Source organism: Flavobacterium arundinis, assembly GCF_038289855.1.
In the GTDB taxonomy this organism is placed as follows: domain Bacteria; phylum Bacteroidota; class Bacteroidia; order Flavobacteriales; family Flavobacteriaceae; genus Flavobacterium; species Flavobacterium arundinis.
Genome location: NZ_JBBYHR010000019.1, coordinates 1 through 2,003, shown reverse-complemented (window position 1 = coordinate 2,003; position 2,003 = coordinate 1). Strand labels below are relative to the sequence as shown.

The following is a 2,003-nucleotide window of genomic DNA, read 5'->3' as shown; positions in this document are numbered from 1 at the left end:
TTAGTAGTCCCGGGCAGACTCGAACTGCCGACCCCTACATTATCAGTGTAGTACTCTAACCAGCTGAGCTACGAGACTATTTTTAGATATTAGATTATTGGACTTTTAGATTATTAGATAATATCCAATAATCCAGCCATCTAACGATCTAAAGATCCTTTTAAAGCTCTCTTCTTCTTTGTATTATTTGAACTAACAGCGAGAGTAAGCATTTCTTCTTACTATAGATAAGACCTGAGACCGTGTCTCTAGAAAGGAGGTGTTCCAGCCGCACCTTCCGGTACGGCTACCTTGTTACGACTTAGCCCCAGTTACCAGTTTTACCCTAGGCAGCTCCTTGCGGTCACCGACTTCAGGTACCCCCAGCTTCCATGGCTTGACGGGCGGTGTGTACAAGGCCCGGGAACGTATTCACCGGATCATGGCTGATATCCGATTACTAGCGATTCCAGCTTCACGGAGTCGGGTTGCAGACTCCGATCCGAACTGTGACCGGCTTTATAGATTCGCTCCTGGTCGCCCAGTGGCTGCTCTCTGTACCGGCCATTGTAGCACGTGTGTAGCCCAGGACGTAAGGGCCGTGATGATTTGACGTCATCCCCACCTTCCTCACGGTTTGCACCGGCAGTCTCGTTAGAGTTCCCGACATGACTCGCTGGCAACTAACGACAGGGGTTGCGCTCGTTATAGGACTTAACCTGACACCTCACGGCACGAGCTGACGACAACCATGCAGCACCTTGTAAGTTGTCCGAAGAAAAACCTGTTTCCAAGCCTGTCAACCTACATTTAAGCCCTGGTAAGGTTCCTCGCGTATCATCGAATTAAACCACATGCTCCACCGCTTGTGCGGGCCCCCGTCAATTCCTTTGAGTTTCAGGCTTGCGCCCGTACTCCCCAGGTGGGATACTTATCACTTTCGCTTAGCCACTCAGTCCGAAAACCAAACAGCTAGTATCCATCGTTTACGGCGTGGACTACCAGGGTATCTAATCCTGTTCGCTCCCCACGCTTTCGTCCATCAGCGTCAATATAATGTTAGTAACCTGCCTTCGCAATTGGTATTCCATGTAATATCTAAGCATTTCACCGCTACACTACATATTCTAGTTACTTCACAGTAATTCAAGTTCTACAGTATCAATGGCAGTTCGACAGTTGAGCTGCCGGATTTCACCACTGACTTATAAAACCGCCTACGGACCCTTTAAACCCAATGATTCCGGATAACGCTTGGATCCTCCGTATTACCGCGGCTGCTGGCACGGAGTTAGCCGATCCTTATTCTTACGGTACCGTCAATACTCTACACGTAGAGTGGTTTCTTCCCGTACAAAAGCAGTTTACACACCATAGATGCTTCATCCTGCACGCGGCATGGCTGGATCAGGCTTGCGCCCATTGTCCAATATTCCTCACTGCTGCCTCCCGTAGGAGTCTGGTCCGTGTCTCAGTACCAGTGTGGGGGATCTCCCTCTCAGGACCCCTACCCATCATAGCCTTGGTATGCCGTTACCATACCAACTAGCTAATGGGACGCATGCTCATCTTACACCAATAAATCTTTAATAATAATGTGATGCCACATCAATATACTATAAGGTATTAATCCAAATTTCTCTGGGCTATCCCTTAGTGTAAGGCAGATTGCATACGCGTTACGCACCCGTGCGCCGGTCTCAAAGTCCGAAGACTTCTACCCCTCGACTTGCATGTGTTAGGCCTGCCGCTAGCGTTCATCCTGAGCCAGGATCAAACTCTTCATCGTATGTTTTTAATATTTTACGATCTGTATTCAGGTCTTTTAATTCCCTAATAAGCAGAGCTTCTTACTCTCTCTTATGCTGTCAATCCAATATGTCTATGAACGTATCATTCTTTTTATTTTCGCTTCCCTTCTTTGCCTTGCGACTCTCTCGGTAAGCGGCTGCAAAAGTACAACTTCTTTTTATTCCCGCAAGCTTTTTGAAAACTTTTTTTAATTTATTTTCTCCGGCTTATTT

2 rRNA genes (1 of these 2 running past the window's edge) are annotated in these 2,003 nt (G+C 47.2%); both read right to left on the bottom strand.

The window, feature by feature from the left end:
- Positions 1–40, bottom strand: a 23S ribosomal RNA gene (locus AAEO56_RS19250); it reaches 2,885 nt to the left of the window's first position.
- Positions 41–252: 212 nt separating this feature from the next.
- Positions 253–1,768: ribosomal RNA gene (locus AAEO56_RS19245) — 16S ribosomal RNA — on the bottom strand.
- The 16S and 23S rRNA genes sit together here, the layout of an rRNA operon.
- Positions 1,769–2,003 lie beyond the last annotated feature (235 nt).